The sequence below is a fragment of the Blautia marasmi genome, assembly GCF_900258535.1.
GTDB classification, from domain to species: Bacteria; Bacillota; Clostridia; order Lachnospirales; family Lachnospiraceae; genus Blautia; species Blautia hominis.
The window spans coordinates 5,464,064-5,481,499 of the sequence record NZ_OIWX01000001.1 but is presented as its reverse complement, the minus strand read 5'-3'; the positions used below and the strand labels follow the sequence as shown (position 1 = coordinate 5,481,499).

Annotated in this window: 19 protein-coding genes; 12 read left to right on the top strand and 7 right to left on the bottom strand. The window is 43.0% G+C overall.

Translation table 11 applies throughout. The annotated features are described in order from the left end of the window. Positions 1-83 precede the first annotated feature (83 nt). Positions 84-2,507 carry a hybrid sensor histidine kinase/response regulator gene (locus C6P39_RS24120; RefSeq protein ID WP_242987124.1) on the top strand — a complete coding sequence of 808 codons (2,424 nt, stop codon included), beginning with the start codon at positions 84-86 and terminating at the stop codon, positions 2,505-2,507. Positions 2,508-2,556: 49 nt separating this feature from the next. After that, positions 2,557-5,382 (top strand): ATP-binding protein, encoded by a 2,826-nt coding sequence (locus C6P39_RS24115; RefSeq protein ID WP_104805462.1) that lies wholly within the window; start codon positions 2,557-2,559, stop codon positions 5,380-5,382. Positions 5,383-5,795: 413 nt separating this feature from the next. On the opposite strand, the gene C6P39_RS24105 is transcribed toward C6P39_RS24115, so the two are convergent. The 3 genes from C6P39_RS24105 to C6P39_RS28590 all read right to left on the bottom strand — a co-directional run bounded on the left by C6P39_RS24105 (position 5,796) and on the right by C6P39_RS28590 (position 7,467). Further along, the gene (locus C6P39_RS24105) at positions 5,796-6,416 is read right to left on the bottom strand and encodes a GNAT family N-acetyltransferase (RefSeq protein WP_104805461.1); all 621 of its coding nucleotides are present in this window, start codon (positions 6,414-6,416) and stop codon (positions 5,796-5,798) included. Positions 6,417-6,431: 15 nt separating this feature from the next. Further along, positions 6,432-7,013: a PadR family transcriptional regulator gene (locus C6P39_RS24100; RefSeq protein ID WP_104805460.1), complete on the bottom strand. Its 582-nt coding sequence runs from the start codon at positions 7,011-7,013 to the stop codon at positions 6,432-6,434. A gap of 250 nt (positions 7,014-7,263) precedes the next feature. Then, the gene (locus tag C6P39_RS28590; RefSeq protein WP_104805458.1) at positions 7,264-7,467 is read right to left on the bottom strand and encodes an NAD(P)H-dependent oxidoreductase; all 204 of its coding nucleotides are present in this window, start codon (positions 7,465-7,467) and stop codon (positions 7,264-7,266) included. A 108-nt stretch (positions 7,468-7,575) separates the two neighbouring features. On the opposite strand from C6P39_RS28590, the gene C6P39_RS24085 reads away from it, so the two are divergent. The 4 genes from C6P39_RS24085 to C6P39_RS24070 all read left to right on the top strand — a co-directional run bounded on the left by C6P39_RS24085 (position 7,576) and on the right by C6P39_RS24070 (position 9,792). Then, entirely contained in the window at positions 7,576-7,917 is a 342-nt protein-coding gene (locus C6P39_RS24085; RefSeq protein WP_104805457.1) for a winged helix-turn-helix transcriptional regulator, read from the top strand. Positions 7,918-7,932: 15 nt separating this feature from the next. Then, positions 7,933-8,442: a GNAT family N-acetyltransferase gene (locus C6P39_RS24080; RefSeq protein ID WP_104805456.1), complete on the top strand. Its 510-nt coding sequence runs from the start codon at positions 7,933-7,935 to the stop codon at positions 8,440-8,442. Positions 8,443-8,479: 37 nt separating this feature from the next. After that, positions 8,480-9,085: a sugar O-acetyltransferase gene (locus C6P39_RS24075; protein WP_104805455.1), complete on the top strand. Its 606-nt coding sequence runs from the start codon at positions 8,480-8,482 to the stop codon at positions 9,083-9,085. Between the two features lie 80 nt (positions 9,086-9,165). Beyond that, positions 9,166-9,792, top strand: coding sequence for a Type 1 glutamine amidotransferase-like domain-containing protein (locus tag C6P39_RS24070; RefSeq protein WP_104805454.1), 627 nt, complete (start codon positions 9,166-9,168; stop codon positions 9,790-9,792). A gap of 102 nt (positions 9,793-9,894) precedes the next feature. Here C6P39_RS24070 and C6P39_RS24065 read toward each other — a convergent pair whose 3' ends face one another. Together C6P39_RS24065 and C6P39_RS24060 are read right to left on the bottom strand one after the other, a co-directional pair. Continuing rightward, positions 9,895-10,314, bottom strand: a complete 420-nt coding sequence (locus tag C6P39_RS24065) for a pyridoxamine 5'-phosphate oxidase family protein (protein WP_095172964.1) — start codon at positions 10,312-10,314, stop codon at positions 9,895-9,897. Between the two features lie 72 nt (positions 10,315-10,386). Further along, positions 10,387-10,743: a winged helix-turn-helix transcriptional regulator gene (locus C6P39_RS24060; protein ID WP_104805453.1), complete on the bottom strand. Its 357-nt coding sequence runs from the start codon at positions 10,741-10,743 to the stop codon at positions 10,387-10,389. A 395-nt stretch (positions 10,744-11,138) separates the two neighbouring features. Here C6P39_RS24060 and C6P39_RS24055 point away from each other — a divergent pair, with 395 nt between their 5' ends. The 4 genes from C6P39_RS24055 to C6P39_RS24040 all read left to right on the top strand — a co-directional run bounded on the left by C6P39_RS24055 (position 11,139) and on the right by C6P39_RS24040 (position 15,396). Further along, entirely contained in the window at positions 11,139-11,561 is a 423-nt protein-coding gene (locus C6P39_RS24055; RefSeq protein ID WP_104805452.1) for a pyridoxamine 5'-phosphate oxidase family protein, read from the top strand. A gap of 289 nt (positions 11,562-11,850) precedes the next feature. After that, positions 11,851-13,815, top strand: coding sequence for an electron transport complex subunit RsxC (rsxC, locus tag C6P39_RS24050; RefSeq protein WP_104805451.1), 1,965 nt, complete (start codon positions 11,851-11,853; stop codon positions 13,813-13,815). Between the two features lies 1 nt (position 13,816). Next, positions 13,817-14,455: a methylenetetrahydrofolate reductase C-terminal domain-containing protein gene (locus C6P39_RS24045; protein WP_095172968.1), complete on the top strand. Its 639-nt coding sequence runs from the start codon at positions 13,817-13,819 to the stop codon at positions 14,453-14,455. A gap of 62 nt (positions 14,456-14,517) precedes the next feature. Beyond that, complete coding sequence (locus tag C6P39_RS24040) at positions 14,518-15,396, top strand: methylenetetrahydrofolate reductase (protein ID WP_104805450.1); 879 nt, start codon at positions 14,518-14,520, stop codon at positions 15,394-15,396. 187 nt (positions 15,397-15,583) lie between these two features. On the opposite strand, the gene C6P39_RS24035 is transcribed toward C6P39_RS24040, so the two are convergent. Together C6P39_RS24035 and C6P39_RS24030 are read right to left on the bottom strand one after the other, a co-directional pair. Beyond that, positions 15,584-16,120: a GNAT family N-acetyltransferase gene (locus C6P39_RS24035; protein ID WP_104805449.1), complete on the bottom strand. Its 537-nt coding sequence runs from the start codon at positions 16,118-16,120 to the stop codon at positions 15,584-15,586. Positions 16,121-16,147: 27 nt separating this feature from the next. After that, positions 16,148-16,639 carry a GNAT family N-acetyltransferase gene (locus C6P39_RS24030; RefSeq protein WP_104805448.1) on the bottom strand — a complete coding sequence of 164 codons (492 nt, stop codon included), beginning with the start codon at positions 16,637-16,639 and terminating at the stop codon, positions 16,148-16,150. A 126-nt stretch (positions 16,640-16,765) separates the two neighbouring features. Between C6P39_RS24030 and C6P39_RS24025 the strand changes: the two genes are divergently transcribed. Together C6P39_RS24025 and C6P39_RS24020 are read left to right on the top strand one after the other, a co-directional pair. Next, on the top strand, positions 16,766-16,885 hold the full coding sequence (locus C6P39_RS24025) for an ATP-binding cassette domain-containing protein (RefSeq protein WP_104805447.1): 120 nt from the start codon (positions 16,766-16,768) through the stop codon (positions 16,883-16,885). 232 nt (positions 16,886-17,117) lie between these two features. Beyond that, on the top strand, positions 17,118-17,411 hold the full coding sequence (locus C6P39_RS24020; protein ID WP_104805446.1) for a hypothetical protein: 294 nt from the start codon (positions 17,118-17,120) through the stop codon (positions 17,409-17,411). Positions 17,412-17,436: the final 25 nt, after the last annotated feature.

Here is a 17,436-nt window from a genome sequence, read left to right as displayed (position 1 = left end):
CATTTTGCGGAAAACATGGCCGGTTCATGCCGGGCGCCTGTTTCAGAGCCTGCATGATATTTTGAGTGATAAGGAGAAAAACTATGGATAAGAGGCAATTGGATGCATTGGCAGGGAAGACCGGTGCGGCCGTACCTTTGGAGGGATACCGTGGGGTATGTGACGCCATGAAAATAGAAGCATTGGGCTTTTGGCTTGATGATGACCTCACTATTTTATGGGCAAGCAATTGGTTTTATCAGAAAACAGGATATACGGAGAACGAGTTTTGCAGGCAGTTTTCAAGCCTGCGGCAGTATTATATGGCCTATCCCAAGGAGTTTCGATACATAAAATGTCATCTTGAGGAGGCTGCTGCAGGCAGGCTGTCAGATGTGGAACTGACGGTACCCATCCCTGTGAAAGAGGACCGGGTAGTATGGGGACGTATGACTGCCACATTTTCAGGCATGCGATCTGATGGGCGGATGGAGTGCCGTGCATTTTATAAAGCAATTGACAGTGAATTTCAGAATATACTGAAGGAAAACTATCATCTGAAGGAGGCTGCAGGGTATTTTAAATGGGTTCTGGATGAATATTCCGGTAATGCGTATATTGCAGATATGGAAAACTATGAGCTGCGTTACATTAACAGGGCCGCCAGCGAAACGCTGCAGCTTCCGGTTGAGAAGGTGGTAGGCCGTAAGTGCTATGAAGTCATTCAGAACCTGAACGCACCTTGTCCGTTCTGTACCAATCACTGCCTGAACAAGGATGGATTTTATGAATGGGAATATTACAACCCGTTTTTGAAACGTTCTTATATGCTGAAGGACCGTATCATTGAGTGGGAAGGCAGGGAATGCCGTCTGGAGCTTTCACTTGACAATTTCAGTCCCCAGTACAAGCTGGAGAAGATGGACAGGGAGAGGGATGCCATAATGCGGACTATTCCGGGAGGCTTTGCCAGGGTAGATGCCCGGGATGGGAAGACCGTTATCTGGTACGGCGGAGATTTTCTCCATATGATCGGCTACACAAAAGAGCAGTTTGAAAAGGAACTGCATTTTCAGTGTACCTATATTCATCCGGATGACCTGCCCCGGGCCACTGAAATGATGAACCATTCAAAAGAGACTCAAATGCCCACTACTGCAGAAGGGCGTATCCTGACCCGTGACGGCACCCAGAAGGTACTGACCATGACATTTTGCTATGTGAGTGCTGAAAACAGTTGGGACGGCATTGAATCTTTCTACAGCGTTGGTATTGACATTACAAAAGAGCGGGAAGTACAGGAGCAGCAGCGTAACGCGCTGGAGGAGGCCTATCAGGTGGCTAGAGTGGCAAATGCGGCAAAGACCAATTTTCTCTCCTCCATGTCCCATGATATCCGGACACCCATGAATGCAATCATGGGTATGGCTGCAATTGCGCAGGCCAATCTGGATTCACCGGAAAAAATAGAGGACTGTCTGGATAAGATAAACACCTCAGGCAGGCATTTGCTCAGTCTGATCAGTGATGTGCTGGATATGTCAAAAATAGAGAGCGGGAAAGTCTCTTTGGCGCCGGCCCAGGTCAACCTTTCAAATTTGATACGGGAAGTCATGGATGTATGCCGCCCCCTGATAAATGAGAAACACCAGATATTTCAGATGAAAATTGGAAGAATGTGCCATGAGAATGTGATCACAGATGGGGACCGCCTGCGCCAAGTACTGATGAATCTGCTTTCCAACGCCATAAAGTACACCCACAAAGGCGGTGAGATCACACTTAAGATCAATGAGCGGAATTCCTTAGTCCCCAATAAATGCCAGTATGAATTTATCTGTTCGGACAACGGGATCGGTATATCAAAAGAATTTCTGCCATATATATTCGACGCTTTTGCGCGGGCAGATGATTCCAGAATCAGCAGGATTCAAGGCACAGGTCTCGGAATGGCAATTACAGAAAATATCGTGCGTATGATGAACGGCACCATTGATGTCAAGAGTGAGGAAGGCGTGGGGAGTACCTTTACTGTCTCCATACCCATGGATATTTGCGAAGAAGAGGAATCCCGGAGCAGCAGGTTGTCAAAAGTGACCGAAACAGAGACTGCAGTGGAGAAAAAGAAAGACGGGCTTTTTGGCAGGAAGGTTCTGCTGGCAGAGGACAATGATATTAACAGGGAGATAGTGGAAGAACTGCTTCAAATGCATCACATGATCGTAGATTCCACAGAGAACGGCAAAATGGTCAAGGAAGCTTTCGAGGCATCTGCACCGGGGGATTACTGTGCTATCCTGATGGATATCCAAATGCCGGTCATGAATGGGTATGACGCTGCTGCCGCGATCCGCAAACTGCCCCGGGAGGACGCCCGGACTATTCCGATCATCGCGCTGACTGCCAATGCTTTTACTACAGATGCAGTGAAGGCCCGCAGCGCGGGAATGAATGACCATCTTGCAAAACCTGTTGAGATTGAGCGGCTGCTGGAAGTTCTTCAAAAATGGATAGGGCAGCCTGTTTAAAAAAATAGGGTTACTTTAAAAGAATACGATAGCTATTGGAGTGTGAATCATGTGGAATATGCAATGGTATAAAACAGGTATGAAATTAATAACAGGCTGTCTTCTGTTCTTATTCGTATTCCAATGTGGGACATTGGATCTTTATGCAGAAGAAACAGCTTGGGTGAACAGCAAGGAGACAGAAGAGAAGATCATACGGGTTGCATTTCCGGAAGTGAAGGGTTTTAGTGAGACAGACCAGAATGGAAAGCGTTCAGGCCTGGTTGTCGACTACCTGAATGAGGTTTCAAAATACACGAATTGGAAGTATGAGTATATAGAAGGGGACAGTGGAGAACTGCTTCAAATGCTGAAGAATGGCCAGGCAGATCTTATGGGAGGCATGTTTTATTCAGTAAGTCTGGAAGGTATTTACGACTATCCGGAATACAACATGGGATACAATTACGGTGTTCTCTTTGCATTAAAAGATAATAAAAGTGTGCGGGAATGGGATCTGGACTCACTGAACGGAAAGACCATCGGTGTATATGCCAATGCAACGGATAAGATTGAACGCCTGCAGCGGTATCTGGACTTTAATAATGTCAAATGCAAGTATCGGTATTATGAACCCAGTGAAGTTTTGGATGATGGGCTGTATCCCTTTTTGGAAAGCGGAGAGGTGGATCTTCTGCTGGGGAATGAACTGGAGGCAGACGGTACATACAGAATTGTAGCAAAATTCCAGGCTCAGCCATACTATTTTGCTACAACAAAAGGAAATAAAGAGGTACTCGACGGCCTGAATCATGCCCTTGCCAGGATAACGGACAATATTCCAACCTTTTATGAAGAGCATTACGATACATCAGAGGATGGACAGCAGAACACGCAAATATGGCTGACACAGGAGGAACAGAAGTATATCCGGGAATCCAAACCCATTAAAGTTGCAGTCATCCCCGGTTCCCATCCCTTTTTCTGCATTGATGACGAGGACTCTCACGATGGGATCATCCCTAATATACTGGACGAGGTGGGAAAGACCACCGGGCTTTCTTTTACTTACGTCTATGCGGATACCTACGATGAGATGCTGGAGCTGGTAAAGGAGGGAAAAGCTGATTTTGCCGGATGTTTCTATGATACAGAGGAAGAGGCGCTGGAGCAGGGACTGGCGCTCAGCGTACCATATTCAACATTTACCAACATTATAGTAAAGAATAAGTTTGTGACCTATCCTGCCAAGGGGCTTACAGCGGTTGCGTTAAAGGGGAGAAAATTACCGGATTCTCTTGGTGCTGAAAAGGTGATCTACTGCAGCACTCCGGAGGAAGGCATACAGATGGTGGGAAAGAGGAAAGCAGATTACATGTACGGTCTATCCACGTATCTGGAGCAGGCTATTCAAAGCCAGCATTTTGCAGATATTTCCGTATTAACCCTTAATGGTCTGAACAGCAAAGTTTCCTTTGCCCTTTCGCGGCCGGTATCCCCGGACCTTCTGGCTGTTTTAAATAAGGCCATTGGAAGTTTATCCTCCCAACAGCGGGAGGAGATCATAAATCAAAATCTGATATCCGTGGCAAACGGTGAAATCAACTTTGAATCGCTTTTGTACTCCAAACCGGAGCAGGTGATCATGATTTTGGCAGTCATTTTGGGGTTGATCATTATTTCCGTCATCTTTATAGCGAGATACAAAATAAGAAATGCGGTGATCACGGGAGAACTGCAGAAAGCGGAGGCGGCAAACGAAGCCAAAACCATATTCCTTTCTAAAATGTCCCACGAGATCCGTACGCCTATGAATGCCATCGTAGGTCTGTCTGAACTGGCGGCCGGCCATGAGGAGACTCCGCCAAAGATAAAGGACTATCTTACAAAGATACAGGCTTCATCTGATTACATGCTGTCCCTGGTGAATGATATCCTGGATATGTCAAGGATTGAGAATGGAAAGATGATTCTAACACCTGAGAAATTCAATATGGATTGTTTGCTGGATGATATTTACAGCATGATACAGTCGCTGGCGGATGTAAAGAAGATAACCTGCATTCTTGACAAGCAGGTACGCCATGACAATCTTATCGCTGATGCAGTCCGTTTAAAACAGGTTTTGGTAAACCTTGCAGGAAACGCAGTGAAATTCACATCCAGCGGCGGACAGGTGGAACTGATCGTGCATGAAATGTCCAGTGATGGAATATCGGCTCACTTCCGTTTCTGTGTAAAGGACAATGGGATCGGGATCGCGCCGGAGGCACAGGCGAGAATTTTCCAGGTGTTTGAACAGGCAGGGACATCTACAGCAAAAAGTGCAGGCACCGGGCTTGGACTGCCAATCAGCAAAAGCATCATAGAACAGATGGGGTCTGCCATCCATTTGAAAAGCAAGCCCGGAGAAGGGTGTGAATTTTCCTTTGAGCTGGACATGGATTTGTGCGGGGAGAAGGAGCCGCTGTCCCCATGGAGGGAAAACAGCGGAGAGGATTACTATTTGAAAGGTGTCCGGATCCTGCTGGCAGAGGATAATCTGCTGAATGCAGAAATTGCCACAGAGCTTTTAACGGAACAGGGAGCAGTGGTTGAAACGGCGGAAAACGGACAGGAGGCTATAAACTGTTTTAAAGAGAGCATGGCCGGATATTATCAGTTGATCTTAATGGATATTCAGATGCCCGTTAAAAATGGTCTGGAAGCTGCCATGGAAATACGGTCCGGTGCACATCCGGACGCGGGGACCATTCCGATAGTGGCTATGACAGCCAATTCTTTCAAGGAAGATATGGAGGCGGCAAAAAACGCTGGTATGAATGGGTTTATCCCGAAACCGGTAGATGTCCGGCATTTGTATCGGGTCCTGCATGGGATCTTAAAAAATAAGTAGGATTTTTCTCCCTCGCACAAGATGATTTTAGGTCGGTTGAGGGATTAGAAAACGTCGGAAACCCGTATAAATACTATGTCTTTTCGGGTTCTCGACGTTTCTTTTATCGCCTGTGCTGGTGGTGCTTCCTTTGCCTTTACCGGGTCAGCCTGTTTGACAGCCCTATGATAAGCATACAGGACTTCCTTTTTTTCATTCAAGCCGCACGTCCACATAACGGGCGGTAACGGCTTCAAAGTTCATAGACGGCCCAAGCGATACGCCGATACCCACAAGCGTGTGTCCCAACACTTCGCCTACACGGATATGCGGCAATTCCAAATGATACCCACGACGCGGCAATCGGCGCACCGTCCGGCTTCGCTGCAACAAGGTCGTTGTCATAGTAAGGTTTCCCGTCCTTTTATCCATACTCAATTTTCCTTTTTTGCTTTGTCAACTTCAAGTTTCATCACAATTTGATTGCCAAAACCTCCAAGCTTTACTAATAGATTTTTCTTGATGTTCGTCTGTACAAACCCTAGATGCTCATACAGCTTTTTTGCTGTTGTGTTTTTTGACAGCACATCAAGGGTATAACTTTCATACGAAAGTGTGTCGCAAGCATATTTTATGAGTCGTGTTGCAATACCTTGGCCTCGGTAGTTATCATCTGTGGTTATGTAATCAATATATCCTTCGTTTATCCCATGAACGGTTATTTCATGAAGAATTCCACCCATTTGCATATATATCATTGCACCTTTGAAGCTGCCGAGTAAACGCTTACAGGTTTCTCTGCTCAAAGCTATACAGCGTTTATGGCTATTGCCTAAGCCGAGAAAGCCAACCACTCGTCCTTCATAAAGGCAGACATAAACCATATCATAATCAAAGGCGTCAATAAACAATTTTTTCAGTAAAGTTTTATCCTTTGAAACGGCTTTAGCGTAGATGTAATAGAACCCGTCTATAAAAACTGCAACAGCCTGTTCGACTTGCGCGTGATTCAATTCTGAGAGCTTTTTGATTTCATATTCTGTTTTATTTTGCATAAGCTTTGTCCTTTCTTACAATAAATCCTCTTTGAAATTTTCAAACCATTGAATTTCAAATTTGATTTTATCAATTGAAAAATTGAGCATTGCTAATTGGAAAAAAGCAATATCTTGTACATCTGCAACGCTTTGTATTTCGACAGCACCTTTCTCTTTGAGCATTGATAGATAATCCTCATCAAAATCGGGTTGGATTTCGGCAGCCGACTTTATCTGTTCAAGGCGAATAAGTTCTTTCTTCAACTCAAAGACATATGCTGCAATAAGTGCCAATCGTTCACTCTTTGAGGTAAAACCCATAAAGAAAAATTTACTCAACTCCATATTTCTTTCCTTGTAAAGCATAGGCTCTGAAATAGTGGAGAGGAAGTGTTCCTTCCCCTCGTGCGTAATTTCATACACTTTTTTATTTACGCTGTTTTCAACATACTCATTAAAGCAAATCATATTTTTACTCAGTAGTTTTTTTACCGCCGCCTGCATACTTCCTATACTGCTGCTGCTGATATTGCCAAAGTTTTTTTCGACAACCTTCTTCATCTCGTAGATTGTGCAATTCTGAATCATGAGAAGTCCTAAAATGATAATGTCCATGTTAACCTCCATTTGTATTACTAATAGTAATATATCTAAAAGTTTACATTGAAGAAACCAGATTGTCAAGCCTGTGCAGAATAGTCTACAAATCGTTAAGCATATATGCGCTATTACTGTCAATGCTGCCCTGCTTTGGCAAAATGGGACAGCTTGATTATTTTGAACAGCTTTTCCCGGTCGGCGGGGGTGTTCACGGTTACGAGTACGTCCGTCAAGCTGTTTATGATTTCCATGTCGCCGCCCGTCGTTACCCATACCAAGGTTGAGCAGTTAGCTTTCGTCCGAACAAGAAAGTGGAGAAACAACTGCAGTATCCTTTGAAATCCAACTCATAAAGATGGATTAGATTTGACACGGCCCCAGCCGCGGCTGCGCCATCCATGGCGTATTTTAAAAGTGCTGCTGTATTTCGGTCCTTTCTCGGACTACCGTTTATCACGAGTATTTCCATCAATGATCCCCTTTCTTTACATTTAAAAATAAGATGATATAATCAGTATATCTTTTAAACAGAAGAATACAAGTACGCACATTTTTGTGCCCTGCAAGAGGTGAAGAAATGTTAGAAGGAAATTTATATGATGGCTCCTGCCAGGTGGTTACCGCATTAAACCTTCTCAGCGGACGCTGGAAGCTGCCGATTTTGTGGAAGCTGTCCAAGGGCGGTATCCGGTACAATGAACTCAAGCGGCAGGTCCGCGGGATCACCAATATTATGCTGACCCGTTCTCTACAGGAGTTGGAGGCCCATGGATTAGTGGAGCGGATCCAATACGAAGAGAATCCGCCCCATGTGGAATATTGTCTGTCAGAAGCAGGGAGAGAATTGATCCCGGCTCTGCGTGAACTGATAAAATGGGCCGGGAATACACCCTATATGACCGAGCAGCAGAAACAATAAGGAGGAAGCAGCAGTATGCCAAAGGAACAGATCACATATCGTTTTGCAGAAAGGGAAGATGTCCCTCTTATTTTGAAATTTATAAAAGAACTTGCAAAATATGAAAAAATGGAACATGAAGTTGTGGCACAAGAATCAGATTTGAAGGAGTGGATTTTTGATAAGAAAAGAGCGGAGGTCATTTTCGCAGTGGTGGATGAAAAAGAAATCGGTTTTGCATTATTCTTCCACAACTTTTCTACCTTTTTAGGGCGTGCGGGAATTTATCTTGAGGATTTATATATTATGCCGGAATATCGCGGGAAAGGTTATGGAAAAGCCACACTGCAGAAACTTGCTCAGATTGCGGTTGAGAGAGGCTGTGGGCGTTTGGAGTGGTGGTGTCTTGACTGGAACCGGCCAAGTATTGATTTCTACTTATCCCTGGGCGCAGAGCCAATGAAAGACTGGACGGTTTACCGGATTGCCGGTGATACATTGAAAGATCTGTCCAATAGCAGCCCGGCAAAAATGGCAGATTGCTGACGAAAACAGAAATACCTTTGAAAGGAGAAGATAACAGATGACAGAAAAAGAAAAAATGATTGCAGGCGAGATTTATGATGCCTACGATGAAGAACTGAATTCTTTAAGGAATCATTGCAGGCAGATGACAGCCCGGCTGAACGGACTGGATATTGCAGATCATAAAGAGCGTGCCGAAATCTTATCCGTACTGCTTGGCAGCTGCGGAGAAAACGTCTTTATTATCAATGCCCAGTTTGATTATGGGTTTAATACTTACATTGGCGATGAGTTCAGTGCCAATTTTAATTTCACAGTCCTTGACTGTGCGCCGGTCCATATTGGCCGCCACGTTTTGATCGGACCAAACGTTACAATTGCTCCGCCCATGCACCCATTGGTGGCGGAGGAACGCAATATCCGGACAGACGGGGATGGCAGGCGGCATTTGTATGAGTATGCGAAGCCAATTGTAATAGGCAGCAATGTATGGATTGCCTCAAATGTGGTTGTAATGGGTGGTGTCACCATTGGAGATAACTGCGTGATCGGAGCAGGGAGCGTTGTGACAAAAGATATTCCTCCTAACACCGTTGCGGTAGGCGCACCCTGCCGTGTTATCAGAGAAATAACAGATGACGACAGGATTGGGTTTGACAGATAAAAGAAAAAGAGTCTGATGCTTGCGTCGTTTCACAAATACCGGAGACGCAGTGTCAAAGTCATGATATCGGGGGTGAAAAGATGAAGAGAATGTTTTTGGTTTCCATGTTTCAAACGGTTTCCAATCTATTGAAAACCATTGAGCCGGACTTGAAAAATAAGACTGTAACGTACATTCCTACGGCAAGCAAAGTAGAAACATTGGGCTTTTTTGTAAAAATAAGCAAATGGAAGTTAAAGAGATTAGGCCTGGCTGTTGATGAGTTAGAAGTCTCCGAAGCCTCCTATGAAATGATTGTCAGTAAATTGGAAAAGAACGACATCATTTATGTTACAGGAGGCAATACCTTTTATTTACTGCAGGAGTTAAGGCGGACCGGGGCGGATAAGATCTTGATCCGGGAAATAGAAAAAGGGAAGCTCTACATAGGGGAATCCGCAGGAGCCATTATTGCTGCTCCTGATATCGGTTATTCTGCCAAAATGGATCGTGCAGAAAAAGCCCCTGATTTAAGAGAGTATTCGGGATTAAATTTGATTGATTTTTATGTGGTCCCACATTACAAAAACTGGGAAATGGGGAAGGCTGCTGAGGAGATCATCCATACATATTCCAATAGTCTGGATTTGAAAATCATTCGTGATACCCAGGCAATACTCGTTGAGGACAAAAAGGTTCGGATATTAGATAAGCAGCAAAAGAGGTAGACTGCACAGGTCTGCGATTTTGTATCTGTCTGCAACTGACCATGAAAAGACTTTGGAAGGGTCCCTCCGAAGTCTTTTCATGGTCGGCTGCAGATAGATATTTTATTCGACCTCAAAATTTTCAGAGCTGAAATTTCTATAAAATCTGCCTTCTTTGGCGGTAAACCGCAGTACACAGTAATCCGGGTCAGTAACACCTTCCGGGTAATACATGGTGTCTCCCTCCTGCCATATCATCTCTTTGTGATAACTGTCCTCCAGAACTTCCATAGTGCCGGTCAGCATAGCACCCCGGAAAAATCTTCTGTCGCAAAAATAAATACAGGCCTTTGGATCACTTCGGTACTGTTTTACGCGCATAGAAGATGTATTCGTAGTAAAATAAAACACTTTAATCCCTTCCCTTTTCCGCGGGGGCAGCATGGCTTTTGTGTTGGGATACCCATTTTCATCCACGGAACTTATAAAGGAAACACCCTGCTTGTCAATTAAGTTTCCAATTGTCTTTACTGCATCTTTCACTTTTGCACCTCCTGTCTTTAACCTTATTATAGCCGAAATGGGGAATATGGTAAATTACACACTTTTTTGTAACTATAAAAGTCCCTTATCCCTTAAAAAATCTTCCCGGTTATCCTCAAGCATCATCTCTATGCCTACGCTCTGCATGATGGAGACGGCTTCAAAAATCTTTTGTCCCCGTTGGGTAAGGGAATATTCTGTTTTTAATGGATATCCTTCAGAAGTCGTCTTTTGGATGACCCCGCACTCTAAAAGTTCATTGAGATGCTGCAGCAGCATTTTTTGGCTGATTCCCGGGATGGATTTTTTTAATGCTGAGGGGGAATATCCGCTCTTGCTGAGCAGCCATAAAATAAGAGGTTTCCATTTCCCCCTGATTATGTCATGGGTCAATTCCAGCGGACAAGTGTAATCACTGCGCATTTTCATCTTAAAACCGTCCTTTCGTCTTAGAAATGTATTTGTCTAAATCCGGAAACTACCTTTTATGGCGCATTCACTGCGCTGACCGTAAGAAAGCATTCCGCAGCCAAGCAAAAATTCCATCGCCAAAGGCGATCCTGCATGGATTTTTGCCTGTAACTGTGAGGGGACTGAACAGTTACATTATTTTTAAATAAATCTGTATTATGGCTTCATATTATCATAGAGTAATGATAAAATCTACAGGATGGGAACGGATAAGGCTGATTCATTTGATCCCGGTGTCATATTATGCAAGAAAAAAGTGACCGAGGATGGTACAATGATAAAAGCATGACCCAAATAGCAAAAAGCGTTTTGGACGCAGTAACAAATTCAATTGACACCAATGGAGGTTGTATATGGAAGTAAATTTTAAAAAATTAGAACGTGTATTGAGTAAAGCAGAAGTGATCTATTTATCAACAAGCAAAAATGACATGGTTTCCTCAAGACCTGTAAGTCCTTTAAATATAGGGCTGCGCTTATATGTAAGAACATCAGCAGCAAGCAGAAAAGCGAAAGAAATGTTAAGTAATCCCAACATTGCAGTCTGCGTGGGGAACTTTTATTTTACAGGAAAAGCAAAGGCGCTGGGGTCTGTATTTGATGACAGAAATACGGAAATAAAATCAGCTTATATATTGCGATATCCGGATTCTTTCAGTGAGGAAGATGAATTTATAAAATCAGATGAAGTATTTTTTGAGCTATTGATCGAGAATGCGTCTGAATGGATTTATGAAGATGGTGTTCCCATCGGTTTAGCAGAACGGCGGTCATAAAACACATAGATGGTCAGATACCATGAAACGCGTCCCCGGGATGGGGAAAAAACCTTTGATACCTTTAGAAAAGGAAAACAGAGAAAACTTTGGAACATTCGTGAAAAAAACCTACAAAAAATACGTTTAGAATAGCAAATAGAACCAATATGTGGTACAATAGATATTAATTACAGACATGCCTTATTTGCCCCTTGTAATTTTTTCATTAAAGTGCAGAGAGTGAAAAAATTAACAAAAGTAGATAAGATTTTTGTCTGTAAATCAATTTTATAAGGAAGGTGAACAATTGGAGAATTATACCAAGTATAAGCTGAAGGGGAATGAAGAACTGGCTTCATTACTGGCCGACAAGGATAAGCTGTTCGTCATTGCCTGCAACAAGTGCTTCAAGGAATTTGAGACCATTGACGAACCGGATTGCGGTGAATTTGAAAAAATCGCTGCCGAACATGGAAAAACAGTCACTGGCAGTGCAAAGGTTGATTTTTTGTGCAACAAAACCCAGACTGGGAACAAATTACAGGATATGATTCCTGAAGGCACGGAGCATGTTTTTGTAATATCCTGCGGTCTGGGTATTCAGACAGTTGCAGATATGGCAGAGGTACCTGTATATGCGGCCAGCAATTCATTGAACTATACAGGACATCACGGCATGGCATTGACCAAAAAGCGCTGTGATGCATGTGCCCAGTGTTACCTGAATGTCACCGGGGGAGTCTGTCCAATCGTTGACTGCTCAAAGAGTCTGGTAAACGGACAGTGCGGCGGCGCAAAGAATGGAAAATGCGAAGTGGATCCCGACAAAGACTGTGCCTGGGAAAAGATCAATAAGAAGCTGGAAAAGCAGGGACGTCTTGAAGAATTTTTGAATCAGCCGGTTCAGGTTCGCGATTATTCAAAAACCAATTTTAAAGTTATTAATGACTATGTGAAATCCATCCGTGAGGAAAGATTCGCAGGCTACTATGGCGGTGTTCATCCGTCAGAGCGTAAAGAATTCAGTGAACATATTACGCTTAAAAGGTTCCCGGAGCCGAAGACTGTTGTCATTTCCATGTCACAGCATTTAGGAGCTCCGGCAAATCCCATTGTAGAAGTGGGGGATGCAGTGAAAGTGGGACAGAAGATTGGGGAAGCGGCAGGTTTTATCAGCGCTCCTGTTCACTCCAGTGTCAGCGGAACTGTTGTTGCAGTTGAACCGCGTCTGCATGCCACAAGAGGCAGCGAGGTGATGGCTGTAGTCATTGAATCAGATGGAAAAAATACTCTGCACGAATCAGTAAAACCAAATAAAGATTTTGAAAGCCTCACCCCGGATGAGATTATTGAGATTGTCCGCGAGGCTGGAATTGTAGGTATGGGAGGAGCAGGTTTCCCCACATCTGTCAAATTAAAACCCAATAAGCCAATTGAAGCTATCCTGCTGAACGGCTGTGAATGTGAACCGTTTTTGACAGCAGACCACAGAGTGCTTCTGGAGTTTACAGATGATATTCTTTATGGTCTGAAAGCAATGATGAAAACGGTAGATGCCCAGAAGGGTATTATTGTCATTGAGGATAATAAGCCGGATGCTGTTGCGCTTATGGAAGAAAAAACTGCTGACTGCGACAACATTCAGGTGGTAGTGGCTAAGACAAAGTATCCGCAGGGCGCTGAAAAAATGCTGATCAAGCGCGTTATGGGAAGACAGGTTCCGCGAGGCGGTCTGCCTGCAGATGTAGGTGTTGTAGTGAGCAATATCAGTACCGTAAAGGCTGTTTCTGATGCAATTCAGAAGGGTATGCCGCTGATTGAACGTGTTGCGTCCGTAACCGGTGAAAAAATCAAAAATCCGGGCAATTATATCGTGAAGATCGGTACCAATGTAAAAGAGCTGATCGACTACTGCGGCGGCGTGACAGATGATGATGTTTTGATCAAGATGGGTGGACCTATGATGGGATTTGCCCTTCCGGATTTGAATGTGCCGATGATGAAAGGTTCCAATGGAATCATTGCCATAGATACGGATCAGACACAGGAAGTGGCATGTATCAAATGCGGACGCTGTATGGATGTATGTCCTATGGAGCTTTCTCCGCTGTATTTTGCCAAGCTTGCAGATGAGCAGGACTGGGTAGGGATGCGTGACAGGAACGTCATGGATTGTGTTGAGTGCAGATGCTGTGACTACATATGTTCTTCCAAGATTCCGATTGTCAGCAAGATCAAAGCCGGAAAAAATGCCATAAGGGGGATGAAGTGATATGTTAATTACCCAATTAAAATCAAAGGAAACTATCGTATCACTGGTGGACGGAAAGAAAGTCTTTGTCATTAACTGCCAGGGATGCAAAGAAGTTCATTTCCCTGAAAAAGAAGCCGAAGGATTCCAGAAGGAACTGGCTGAGGTTGGAAATGTGACCGGAATCATTACAACGGATTATATTTGTAATCCGGAAAATATGAAGCTGCGCCTTCAGAAACACAAAAGTGCTATTGATGCGGCAGATGTGGTACTGGTATTCTCCTGCGGCGTCGGTGTACAGACAATTGCCGAGTACCTGGAGGATAAAAAAGTATGTGCAGCATGTGATACATACCCATTACCGGGATTCCAGGGTGTGACACCCTTAGAATATGATTGTGATCAGTGCGGTGAATGCTACCTGAACATCACCGGAGGAATCTGTCCGATCACTGCATGCTCCAAGAGCCTGGTCAACGGCCCCTGCGGTGGTACGAAAAACGGAAAATGCGAAGTGGACAGTGAAATGGAATGTGGCTGGGAGCGTATTTACAGACGGCTGGCACAGCTTGGACGTCTGGATGAACTGAAATGCCCGGTTAAGATACGCAATTACGCAACTGATGATGAAGTGTCTAAACAAACAGAGAACTGTTAACATTCATGTAACTAGGAAGGGACTGAATAGTTACAAATACATAATGATTAGGAGTAGGGTGAATGAATATTAGCGAATTATTTCAACGTGGTGAATTTGTAGTTTCTGCAGAAGTAGGACCGCCGAAAGGAACCAATATTGACCATCTTGTAGAAGAGGCAAAGACTTATCTGAGCGGCGTTACAGCAGTTAACGTAACAGATAACCAGTCTTCCGTTATGCGTCTTGGCTCTCTGGCCACATGTAAAGTTCTGAAAGATGAAGGGCTGACACCGATTTATCAGTTAACCTGCCGTGACAGAAACCGTATTGCACTGCAGTCTGACCTTTTGAGCGCAGCGATGTTAGGAATTGAAAACCTGCTGCTTTTAACCGGTGACCATACAAAAATGGGAGATCATCCTCAGGCAAAACCTGTTTTCGACCTGGATTCCGTTTCCTTGATCCATGCAGTGAAGCAGCTGGAATCAGGCTGCGACCTTGGCGGAAACGAACTGGTAGGCGAACCTCCAAAATTTGCAAAAGGTGCAGTAGTATCACCGTGTAGTGATTCTGTAGATGCACAGCTTGCAAAAATGGAACGGAAGGTTATGGCCGGTGCTGATTATTTCCAGACACAGGCAGTTTTTGAGCCTGAAAAATTCATATCGTTTATGGAAAAAGCCAAACAGTTCGGAAAACCGGTTCAGCTCGGTATTATAATTCCGAAATCCGTAGGAATGGCAAGATTCATGAATGCAAATGTTGCCGGAATCCATGTTCCGGAATCCATGATCGACGAATTGAAGGCGGATAAAGAAAAAACAAAAGCAGGTATTACAGGTGTTGAGATTGCTGCGCGCATTATCAAAGAATGTAAGCCATACTGCCAGGGTATACATATTATGGCATTGGGATGGGAATCCAAAGTACCGGATCTCCTGAAACAGGCCGGACTTTAATGCTGTAAGGGTTATGGATCAATACCCATTTTAAATTATCTTAATCCCAAATAAAAAAATACCCACCGGAATCAATGCTTTCGCAGTATAGAGATTTCCGGTGGGTATTTTTGTTTTGCCGAATCAGGATCAGCAGAGCCTCCTATTGTCCGGAAAGGATCTGCAAATATAATCCATACTCCGTAATCTATAGTTTCATAAAATCAAATTCTAGCTGATAGTCACGAGTATCCGTTTGATATAGATCTTGATCTATTACTTTTGTTTCTTCACAACCGATTGCAAAATAAAAAGCTATGGTTTCTTCCGATGAGCCGGCACAAATATAAAATTTCACAGCTCTTTTATTTTTCGCCATTTTTGCGGCCATGAAAAATAGTTTTTTACCGATACCTTTATTACGCAATTCATTTGAAATAAAAAGTTGGTCCAAAAGAACGTATTTGTAATAATCTCCAAAAACAGTATTATTCACACTACAAAAACCTAAAAGACGTTCTTTGAAAAATGCCCCCAACACAATTCCACCGGAACGAATGGTATTCTTTAGGTTTGAAAGATGATCTTCAAAACCATTTGGAAAATCTGTATCTTGATAGTTTATTTCAACAAGCTGTCTGTAACCATCAACATTACGCCAAGCCCGTCCAATATATTGGGAAGCATCAACTTCTCTTATTCTGTCACATTCATCCAATTCTAACGTTCGGTATAATACTTCCATTAAAAAACTCCTGTTCTATAAATCATCTTAGTTCCAAGAGGTTTCCATTGTTAACTCTAAGCACTTCCAGTCTTCATCCATCACGTGGTACGTTTCTGCATGATCGGAGATTTTATCTTGAAAGCCTGCTGCTTTATAGCAATGATAGGCTGAAATATTGTTCTCAAATACTCCCAGCGATGCTTTTCTGGCTCCATATATTTGAAATACAAACTTCAATCCTTGCTGTATCATTGCTTTTCCGTAACCTTTGCCACGTTTCCCTGGGTCTAGGATCACAAATCCAAAACGCAGTTCATCTAAAGAATCACCGGGATTTCTTAAAGTGAAAAAGCCTACAATACCGGATTCATCAAATGCTGTAAATGCAATCAATGATTTAACTGTATTAAATTCCTTTTCCGTAATAGGATAGTTACCCAAAACCCCTGCCGTCCATTTGTAAAAATCAACTTCATTTTTGCACCAGGAGAGGATTGTATGAGCATCTGTCTCTTTATAAGGTCTTAATCGAATCATTTTCACACCACCAAATTTTCATTTTTTCTTACTGTTAAGTTGGGATTTATAGTTTGAATTTATTATACCATCTTTTGTTGCAAATGAAAAGACAGGTTCTATTTAAATGAAAAGACCGGTATTAAAATGTCCGGCGGAGAACGCCAGCGGATTTGCATTGTGAGGGCAATCCTTAAAAATGCCCCGATCGTTATTTTTGTCGAAGCGACAAGTTTTACCGATGGAGATATTGAACATAAGATATAGCTGGCTTTAGGGGAACGCTTGAAGGGGAAGACCACCATTATTTTAATATTTCTGAAACAAAAGTCTAACATAAAGCAAACAAAAATATTCTATATTTTCACTATCAGCTAAAATACAAATTAATCGCTGCCAAATGGTAATTTAGAAAATTATCAGCATATTTTTTGAAATATATTAGTGAGTTAAATTATAGTCATCTATGTTAAAATATACTTTGAGGAGGCAGCTAGATATGGGCTGTATCAGGAGAGATGGAAAAAAGAAAATACCTGTATTAAAATGGAAATACAGAGGTTTCCTATACATTACCCTGCTTTTTACTGCAGCACTATCTCTGCTGAATACCAGAAATAATGTATTTCCATTTTCGATTGGAATCTTGATTTATGTAATAGCTGCCTGCAGTCTGACGTTTACCTGCTTTTATATCGTGTCAGACATCAAACTGTTCAAATGCAAAGTACAGGAAATCGCCATGCCTGTAATCGTTAAAAACCATTTTACGGAGCGACTTGCAACGAATTAAAGATATCGTACTGTTACATTTGCAA

Bases quoted from the DNA above. Each gene is read 5' to 3' on its own strand.
- C6P39_RS24120 (WP_242987124.1), top strand. From the start codon at position 84: ATGGATAAGAGGCAATTGGATGCATTGGCAGGGAAGACCGGTGCGGCC.
- C6P39_RS24115 (WP_104805462.1), top strand. From the start codon at position 2,557: ATGTGGAATATGCAATGGTATAAAACAGGTATGAAATTAATAACAGGC.
- C6P39_RS24105 (WP_104805461.1), bottom strand. From the start codon at position 6,416: ATGCAAAATAAAACAGAATATGAAATCAAAAAGCTCTCAGAATTGAAT.
- C6P39_RS24100 (WP_104805460.1), bottom strand. From the start codon at position 7,013: ATGGACATTATCATTTTAGGACTTCTCATGATTCAGAATTGCACAATC.
- C6P39_RS28590 (WP_104805458.1), bottom strand. From the start codon at position 7,467: ATGGAAATACTCGTGATAAACGGTAGTCCGAGAAAGGACCGAAATACA.
- C6P39_RS24085 (WP_104805457.1), top strand. From the start codon at position 7,576: ATGTTAGAAGGAAATTTATATGATGGCTCCTGCCAGGTGGTTACCGCA.
- C6P39_RS24080 (WP_104805456.1), top strand. From the start codon at position 7,933: ATGCCAAAGGAACAGATCACATATCGTTTTGCAGAAAGGGAAGATGTC.
- C6P39_RS24075 (WP_104805455.1), top strand. From the start codon at position 8,480: ATGACAGAAAAAGAAAAAATGATTGCAGGCGAGATTTATGATGCCTAC.
- C6P39_RS24070 (WP_104805454.1), top strand. From the start codon at position 9,166: ATGAAGAGAATGTTTTTGGTTTCCATGTTTCAAACGGTTTCCAATCTA.
- C6P39_RS24060 (WP_104805453.1), bottom strand. From the start codon at position 10,743: ATGAAAATGCGCAGTGATTACACTTGTCCGCTGGAATTGACCCATGAC.
- C6P39_RS24055 (WP_104805452.1), top strand. From the start codon at position 11,139: ATGGAAGTAAATTTTAAAAAATTAGAACGTGTATTGAGTAAAGCAGAA.
- C6P39_RS24045 (WP_095172968.1), top strand. From the start codon at position 13,817: ATGTTAATTACCCAATTAAAATCAAAGGAAACTATCGTATCACTGGTG.
- C6P39_RS24040 (WP_104805450.1), top strand. From the start codon at position 14,518: ATGAATATTAGCGAATTATTTCAACGTGGTGAATTTGTAGTTTCTGCA.
- C6P39_RS24035 (WP_104805449.1), bottom strand. From the start codon at position 16,120: ATGGAAGTATTATACCGAACGTTAGAATTGGATGAATGTGACAGAATA.
- C6P39_RS24030 (WP_104805448.1), bottom strand. From the start codon at position 16,639: ATGATTCGATTAAGACCTTATAAAGAGACAGATGCTCATACAATCCTC.
- C6P39_RS24025 (WP_104805447.1), top strand. From the start codon at position 16,766: ATGTCCGGCGGAGAACGCCAGCGGATTTGCATTGTGAGGGCAATCCTT.
- C6P39_RS24020 (WP_104805446.1), top strand. From the start codon at position 17,118: ATGGGCTGTATCAGGAGAGATGGAAAAAAGAAAATACCTGTATTAAAA.